Annotated in this window: 6 protein-coding genes; 4 read left to right on the top strand and 2 right to left on the bottom strand. The window is 31.7% G+C overall.

Annotated elements, in window-relative coordinates; translation table 11 throughout:
- Window positions 1-81: 81 nt before the first annotated feature.
- Entirely contained in the window at window positions 82-630 is a 549-nt protein-coding gene (locus tag RWN11_RS06065) for a VTT domain-containing protein (protein WP_314160871.1), read from the bottom strand.
- 477 nt (window positions 631-1,107) lie between these two features.
- Here RWN11_RS06065 and ychF point away from each other — a divergent pair, with 477 nt between their 5' ends.
- Window positions 1,108-2,208 carry a redox-regulated ATPase YchF gene (gene ychF / locus RWN11_RS06060; RefSeq protein ID WP_314086613.1) on the top strand — a complete coding sequence of 367 codons (1,101 nt, stop codon included), beginning with the start codon at window positions 1,108-1,110 and terminating at the stop codon, window positions 2,206-2,208.
- 106 nt (window positions 2,209-2,314) lie between these two features.
- Entirely contained in the window at window positions 2,315-3,601 is a 1,287-nt protein-coding gene (locus tag RWN11_RS06055; RefSeq protein ID WP_314160870.1) for a DUF6792 domain-containing protein, read from the top strand.
- 185 nt (window positions 3,602-3,786) lie between these two features.
- On the opposite strand, the gene RWN11_RS06050 is transcribed toward RWN11_RS06055, so the two are convergent.
- On the bottom strand, window positions 3,787-6,123 hold the full coding sequence (locus RWN11_RS06050; protein WP_314160869.1) for a transglycosylase domain-containing protein: 2,337 nt from the start codon (window positions 6,121-6,123) through the stop codon (window positions 3,787-3,789).
- A 479-nt stretch (window positions 6,124-6,602) separates the two neighbouring features.
- Here RWN11_RS06050 and tyrS point away from each other — a divergent pair, with 479 nt between their 5' ends.
- Window positions 6,603-7,856, top strand: coding sequence for a tyrosine--tRNA ligase (gene tyrS / locus RWN11_RS06045; RefSeq protein ID WP_060913854.1), 1,254 nt, complete (start codon window positions 6,603-6,605; stop codon window positions 7,854-7,856).
- Between the two features lie 36 nt (window positions 7,857-7,892).
- Window positions 7,893-8,211: ribose 5-phosphate isomerase A (rpiA, locus tag RWN11_RS06040; RefSeq protein ID WP_314160867.1), on the top strand; the 319-nt coding region annotated here is incomplete at its 3' end.

Here is an 8,211-nt window from a genome sequence, read left to right as displayed (position 1 = left end):
AAAAATTAAAAAAATAGTTGAAAAAAATTCATAATATGAAAAAGCTAGTGAATCTTTAAATAGAATCACTAGCTTTTATGTTTATTTATTAAATCGCTTTGCTACTTTAGAACTGATAAAGACAAAAGCTAAAACAATAATTATTCCGTATAAGAATTCCACGCTTCTGATATTGTTTAGAGTTGTACCAAAGTGTAGCCAAATCATTTTTCCAGGAATCAGTCCTATAATATTACCGATGAAATATTTTTTAAATGATATTCTAGTTAGACCATATGAGTAACAGATAACACTGTTTGGAAGAACAGGAATTAATCTATAGATTATTAGAAATATTGTTAGTTTATTTTCACTTATATTGAAAATTGTATCATATTGTTTTTTCGATAGTTTTTTAGCTAAGTATTTTTCAACGTAGTCACTTGCGAAGTATCTTGAGATAAGAAACATCACACTAGTATAGATTATCGATGAAATTATCGAAAGGATAAAACCATGAGTAAAACCAAATAAATAACCACCAATTGCAGAGAATATCCCTGGTGGGAATAAAAATATTGGTAATACAGATGCTAGTATTAAAAAGACTATAGGTGCAAAGCTACCAAATTGTGCTATAAAATCTTGCATAGTTCCTCCTTCTGATAAAATAATATTCTTATTATATCATAAAGCTAGGGAAATAAGCGAATAAAAACTAAAAGAGAGTGACTCAAAAATCGTGATTTCTTAAGAGAAACAAGATTTTGTCGAGTCTCCCCCGCACAGTTTATTAGATACCTAAAAAGCTTTTAAAAAGTAAATTTAGATATCAATAAATCACTGCGTCTATGAGTTATCGTATACACTTTTTTAAAATTTAGGACTTTTAGGTCAATCCTCGTAATATATTTTACATATCAAAATATTTTTTGTAAAGTACGTACTTTTTTAATAGTTAGTATCTTTTTATATACCAATAGATAAAATTAATGATTATTAACAAAATATTTTCAAATAGCATAATATTAAATGATAAGTTTCGTGTTTTATGTTATAATAGTTAAGTTGAGTAGGCAAGGCCTAAGTAATATAAGAAATTAATGAAGAAAAGGAGTGATTAATACTATGGCATTAACAGCCGGAATAGTAGGATTACCAAACGTAGGAAAAAGTACACTTTTTAACGCAATTACAAAAGCAGGAGCATTAGCGGCGAACTATCCTTTCGCAACAATTGATCCAAACGTAGGAATTGTAGAGGTACCAGACCACAGATTAAATAAATTAACAGAATTAGTAGAACCTAAAAAAACAGTACCAACATCATTCGAATTTACAGACATTGCTGGTATCGTAAAAGGTGCATCTAAAGGAGAAGGACTAGGAAATAAATTCTTAAGTCACATTCGTGAAGTAGATGCAATTTGTCAAGTTGTTAGATGTTTTGAAGATGAAAACATTACCCACGTTGCTGGTGGAGTAGATCCATTATACGATATCGAAGTTATTAACTTAGAGTTAATCTTAGCAGACTTAGAAAGCGTTGAAAAACGTATCGGACGTGTTGAAAAACAAGCAAAACAAAAAGATAAAGATGCTGTTGCAGAATTTGCAGTACTTTCTAAAGTACGTGATATTCTTAAAGAAGAAAAACCAGCTAGACTTTTAGAATTAGATAAAGAAGAGCAAAAAATCGCAAAAGGATTACATTTATTAACGATGAAACCTATGCTTTATGTTGCTAACGTAAGTGAAGATGATTTACTAGACGTTGATTCTAACAAACACGTAGCAAGCGTGCGTGAATTTGCTGCAAGTGAAGGAAGCCAAGTAATCGTAGTTTGTGCAAAAATCGAAGAAGAAATGGCTTCGTTAGAAGATGAAGAAAAAGCAATGTTCCTTGAAGAGTTAGGAATCGATGAAAGTGGATTAGATAAATTAATCAAAGCAAGTTACAGTCTTCTAGGATTAGCAACATACTTCACAGCTGGTGTGCAAGAAGTACGTGCATGGACATTCAAAAAAGGTATGTTAGCTCCTGAATGTGCTGGAATTATCCACTCTGACTTCGAACGTGGATTTATCCGCGCTGAAACTGTAAGTTATGATGACTTAGTTGAATACGGAAGTATGCCAAAAGCTAAAGAAGCTGGTCGTGTTCGTCTTGAAGGTAAAGAATACGAAGTAAAAGACGGCGACATCATGTTATTTAGATTTAACGTATAATAAAAATAAAATTCTATATTTTCTCATAAGTTGAGAAGATATAGAATTTTTATATTCTCTATAAAATGTGTTATAATTATTTTTATATAAAAGAGGTGATTTGACTATGTTAAGATTTTTCCATAATCCATTACTCGTAGCTAAACTAACAGAGTATGAGTATTTAATTAAAGGAAATAAGAAACAGAGTACAGCAGAATATAAAATAAAAAGAATTATAAAAGATGTTACTGGAGAAGCATTCAAGGATGTCGAAGTATACAATAGTGGAATATCAATTCCAAAGATTACGAAAAATGGATTTCAAGCTACAGCAATTTATATACCAGAAATTAAAGAACTTCTTGTTATATATAGGGGTAGTGAGAGTGAAGATATTAGTGATTGGTTTTATAATTATACAGGAATAGTCTCTGGTGAAAATACTAGCCAGATTGATTCAGCCTGTCACTTTAATAAATTTTTAAAAAGAAAGATTCTAGACTTTGATGTATGCTATAAAGTTGCAGCTGGACATTCTCTAGGTGGGCATTTAGCTATCACCGTAGAATTACTTAAGAAAATATACCAGCGAGTTTATACGTTTAATACAGCATTACCACAGTTAAAACAACTAAGAAAATATGATAAGAAATACAATAAAAAATTACAGGAGTATTTTTTAGAAAAAGATTTAGAGGCGACTAATAAACTCCAAGAATTCACTTCTAATTATTATGCAAAAAATGCTCATCATATATATAATTTTGTAAGAAAAAATGATTTTATTCAATCATTAAATATGACGGTAGGAACATTTCATGTAGGAAAAACTATAGAATTTCCTGCACTAATTAAGAATTTTGTAGCACCTGAAGAGTATCTGACAGAAGAAGACACGTATGAATTAGATAAAATTTTTTGTGATTTTTATAATAGATTATTGAAGAAAAATATCACGCCAGATGATGTTGTGGAGAATCAAAAACAGGTAACAGATGAATTTATAACTTTACTTGTAGAAAAAATAAAAAGTCCAATTCAACAACAGATAAGTAATTTTTCTTATAAAAAAGGAGTAAAAACTTCTAGTGAGGTTGGAATAACAGATTCATATAGGACCTTTAAGGCTGTTTATAATTACTTGTTGTACTTGGCGCATGCGGGTATTATCCCTGATGATGTAATAAATTGCACTGATAGTAAAGCTGCTACAACTCTTTATGAAAAAGTGATGAGCGATGTAAATAAATCAAACCTTAAGAATTTATTAAAACCATTACAGGAGTTTTACACATTAACTAAAGTTATTTATACTGTAACTCATGCTGATGGTCTGGCTGATGTAGGAAATTGGGGAGAAATAGCTAAAGCACACGATCTTCCAGCTCTATACGACGTTCTTGGTGAGTAAGAAGTGGTAAATAAAAAATGGGGCTAACCTAAAATTTATATGAGAACTTATAGACGCAGTGTTTTATAGGTATCTAAATTCGTTTTATAAAAATTTTTTAGATATTTGATAAACTTTGTGGGAGTGACTCGACAAAATTCTGTTTCTTAAGAAATCACAATTTTGTCGAGTCACTCCCATTTTTGTTATTCTTCGTCTTCTTCGTTAATAATTGTATATCTTGAATTTTCTGATGATGAATCAGTAATAACTACCGTACGTCTTTCTCTATCTTCTCGCTCTTCTTTTTTATCTCGTTCTTTATCTTTATCCTTATCTTTATCATCTTTTTCTTTAATAATGATTTTTGAAGGATCGCTAAATGAAATACCCTTATCGATATTATAACCAAACTTCGCCAATGTTTTTTCTTTAGAAAGTTCTTTAAAGCCATTTGGAATTATATCTTTTGTACCACCTTTTGCATTGTTATAACCGTTAATACTTGAGTCAACGACTGATTTAGGTCGACTAAAGGCAGTATCTGGAGAGATTAAGTTTTTATCAAGTGCATAAATAGCATTCATAACTGCAATCCAGCTTCTTTGAGCATAGTCATAACTTGGTACTTTTGCCGGACTATCGTATCCATTCCATAGACCAACAGTTATTTTTGTAGAACCACCAACCACCCATAGGTCGTTATAGTACTCAGAAGTCCCTGTTTTTACAAATAGGTTTTTAGAATTGAATTTAAGTTTACTTGGCATATCATGAGATAAACCATAACTCTTATTGATTACATCTCCAAGCATATCGACGATTAGATAACTTGTAGATTCTTCGAATACTTTAACTGGTGAGAAATCAGCTTTATAAATTAGTTCTCCATTATTATTTTCGATTTCTTCGATAATATGTGCCTTTTTGTGTTCACCTTTATTTGCAAAAGTAGAAAAGGCACTAGTATTCTCAGTAACAGATAGACCATATGTCATACCACCAATGGCAGTAGCCAAGTTAGTTTTATCACTTTCTGTAAGGCCTTCAACACCCATTTTCTCTAGGTAATTTGTGACAGGATCCTCTTTATAAAACGCAGAGTATAGCCTTACAGTAGGTAAGTTAAGAGATCTAGCTAAAGCTTCTCTAGCAGGAAGGTAACCTCGTTGAGACATGTCATAGTTCTCAGGTTTCCAACCATAGTGGTTAAATCTCTTATCTAAAACTGTTGAATTAGGAGTAATGTAACCTTTATCGATAGCTGGTCCATAAACTAATAGTGGTTTGATTGTAGAACCTGGTGAACGACGAGTTCTTGTAGCGTGGTTAAGTTGTTGTTTTTTGTAGTCCATACCACCGATAAACGCTAATACTTTACCAGTACTGTTTTCAATGACCGATGCTCCAATTTCTAATGGATAAACAACACCACCCTGAGTGTACGTTGGATAAGAAGCGAATTGTTTTTTCGTTTCTTGAAGAGTATCGTAAAGTTTTTTATCAAGTGTAGTTTTTACTTTATAACCACCAGTTATGAATTTAATTCTACTTTTTTCGATTAGTTCATTTCTGTAGTCAGAATTATTTTTAAATTCTTCTTCTCTATTATTTTTTTTAGCAGTTTGCTCAGCTAATATCTCTGCAACTGAACTTGTTACCTCATCACGAATATAAGGGTAGTCAGTATATTCTGAATATTTTTGTTTAGTATAGGCACCTTTAATATCGAATTTCTTTGCTTCTTCAAATTGTTCTTTAGTAATAAACTCATTTGAAAGCATGCGTTCTAATACATATTGCTGTCTTTCAAACCCTGTTTGAAGTTCTTCATCAGGACGGATATTTCCAGCTGAATCAAATGGTGTGTATCTGTATGGTGATTGGACAAATCCTATAAGATAAGCTGCTTGAGCTATATTTAAATCTTTAGAGTGAACACCAAAAACTCCCTGTGCAGCAGTTTCGATTCCACTGATGTTTTGCCCTAAACTATTTTTCCCGAATGAGGCAACATTTAGGTAATTTTCAAGGATTTCATTTTTAGAAAAATGACTATCTACACGAAGTGCTAGTAATATTTCTTTTGCCTTTCTTTCATAAGATCTTGAATTATCAAGAAGCTGGTTTTTTACTAATTGCTGAGTTATAGTACTACCACCTGTTGTTTTCTCTCCTGTTACTTCACTAAGAGAGGCGCGTATAACGGCGAAGATATCAACACCACTGTTTGAATAAAAGTTTGAATCTTCACTAGCGATTATCGCATTTTTAACATTATCTCCTAATTCTTCATAAGAGACAGTTTTCCTAATTAGTTCGGAATTAATAGTACCTAATTTTTCTCCACTTCCGAAGTAGACCTCACTGTTTTGACTAATATTATTAATTTGATCTTTCATTTCTTTTTGAGTTAAGACAGGTTGATCTTTAACTAAGCCACCCACATAACCAATAGCAAGCCCCGCACTTAGACTAAGTAGAAGTCCAGTTGAAAGAAGGAGGGATTGCGTTATAGAAGTTAGTATCTTCTTGTTTTTCATTGAAATCTCCTTAGATTGCATACTATAAGCTCTATTATACCATAACTTTACAGGAAAAACTAAATTATATGCTAGGAGAGTGGAGGATATATAGTTAATTTTCGGGTAAGATGATTTCCTAAAAAGTCCTAAATTTTAGAAAAAACTCATATGAGAACTTACGATTGTAGTGGTTTATTGATATTTAAATTCACTTTATGAAAGTTTTTTAGATATCTAATAAACCACTGCGGGAAGTGACTTGTCAAAATTTTGTTTCTTAGGAAATCACGATTTTAGAGTCACTCCCATATTCTTAAGTTATAAGTTAAGTTCAGAAGATTTAGTTGTTTTTAATGATAGAATCTAGTTTTTTTCTACAGGAATTCCCTTAAGAATTTATTAGTTTGTTTTTAAAATATAAGAAAAAGATAAAAGAAAAAGTAAAAAATATGATATAATTGAGATAAGTGTATTAAAATTCTTATGGAGGTATTTCAATGAGTAAATTATTAGAAGATTTAAAATATAGAGATTTAGTTTATCAACAAACAGATGAAGAAGGAATAAAAGAATTATTAGAAAAAGAAAGTGTATCGATTTACTGTGGTACAGATCCAACGGGTAACTCATTACACATTGGTCATTTACTACCATTTTTAACATTAAAAAGATTTCAACAGCATGGGCATAAACCTGTTATTTTAGTAGGTGGAGGAACTGGTATTATCGGAGACCCATCAGGAAGAAGTGAAGAGCGTCAATTACAAAGCCTTGAGGTAATTGAAGATAATGCTCGTCGTCTTGAAGCGCAACTTCGTAATATTTTCCGTGGAGATGACAATATCGAATTTGTAAATAACCGTGACTGGTTAGGAAAACTTTCTATGATCGAATTTTTACGTGATTATGGGAAATTAGTAAACATCAACTACTTACTAGCGAAGGATTCAATTTCAAGCCGTCTAGATAACGGATTATCATTTACAGAATTCAGTTATACTATTTTACAAGGTATTGACTATGCATACTTAAATGAACACCATAATGTTAAATTACAAATTGGTGGTTCAGACCAATGGGGTAACATTACTACTGGTCTAGAAATCATGAGAAAACTTCGTGGAGATGTTGAGGCATATGGATTTACTATTCCATTAATGCTTAAATCTGATGGAACTAAATTTGGTAAATCTACAGGTGGAGCAGTATGGTTAGATCCAGAACAAACGACACCGTATGAATTCTACCAATTCTGGTTCAACACTGCGGATACAGAAGTAGTACCAGCTCTTAAGAAATTTACATTCTTAGAAAAAGATAAAATTGAAGCGTTAAGAGAAAGCTCAGAAAAAGAACCACACTTACGCCTTGCTCAAAAAGCATTAGCAGAAGAAATGGTGAAAATTGTTCATGGTGAAAAAGCATTAGAAAGTGCATTAAACATTACAAAAGCATTATTCTCAGGAAACATTAAAGAACTAACTCACGATGAATTAAAAGCAGCTGTTAAAGGTATGCCAAAATCTGAATTAGAGAAAAAAGAATACAATATCGTAGATTTCCTAGTTGAGAGCAAACTGGTACAATCAAAACGTCAAGCACGTGAAGATGTAAACAATGGTGCTGTTTATGTGAACGGTGATAAAGTTACAGATTTAGAATATGTTGTAGAAGCTAAAGATAGACTAGAAGATGGATTTACAGTACTTAGACGCGGTAAGAAGAAATATCTATTAGTAGAATATAAATAATTTTAAAGTAACATATACATAAAGAGGGGAACCGAAATGAATCTAAAAGAAGTTGTTGGTAAAAAAGCTGTAGAATATGTAAAAGATGGTATGATCGTTGGTTTAGGGACAGGTTCGACCGTATTCTATTTTGTTCATACACTAGCTGACAGAGTAAAAGAAGGATTAAATGTTGAAATGGTATCAACTTCTATTCAAACTGTGGAATTAGCTAAAAGTTTGGGTCTTACTATTAAAGAATTAGAAGAAATCGATCATATTGATCTTGCTGTCGATGGTGTAGATGAAATCGATAAAGACTTTAATGCGATAAAAGGTGGAGGAGCAGCGTTATTTAGAGAAAAAATAGTTGCTG

Source organism: uncultured Gemella sp., from assembly GCF_963519265.1.
GTDB lineage: Bacteria > Bacillota > Bacilli > Staphylococcales > Gemellaceae > Gemella.
This window is presented reverse-complemented; position numbering and strand designations above follow the sequence as displayed.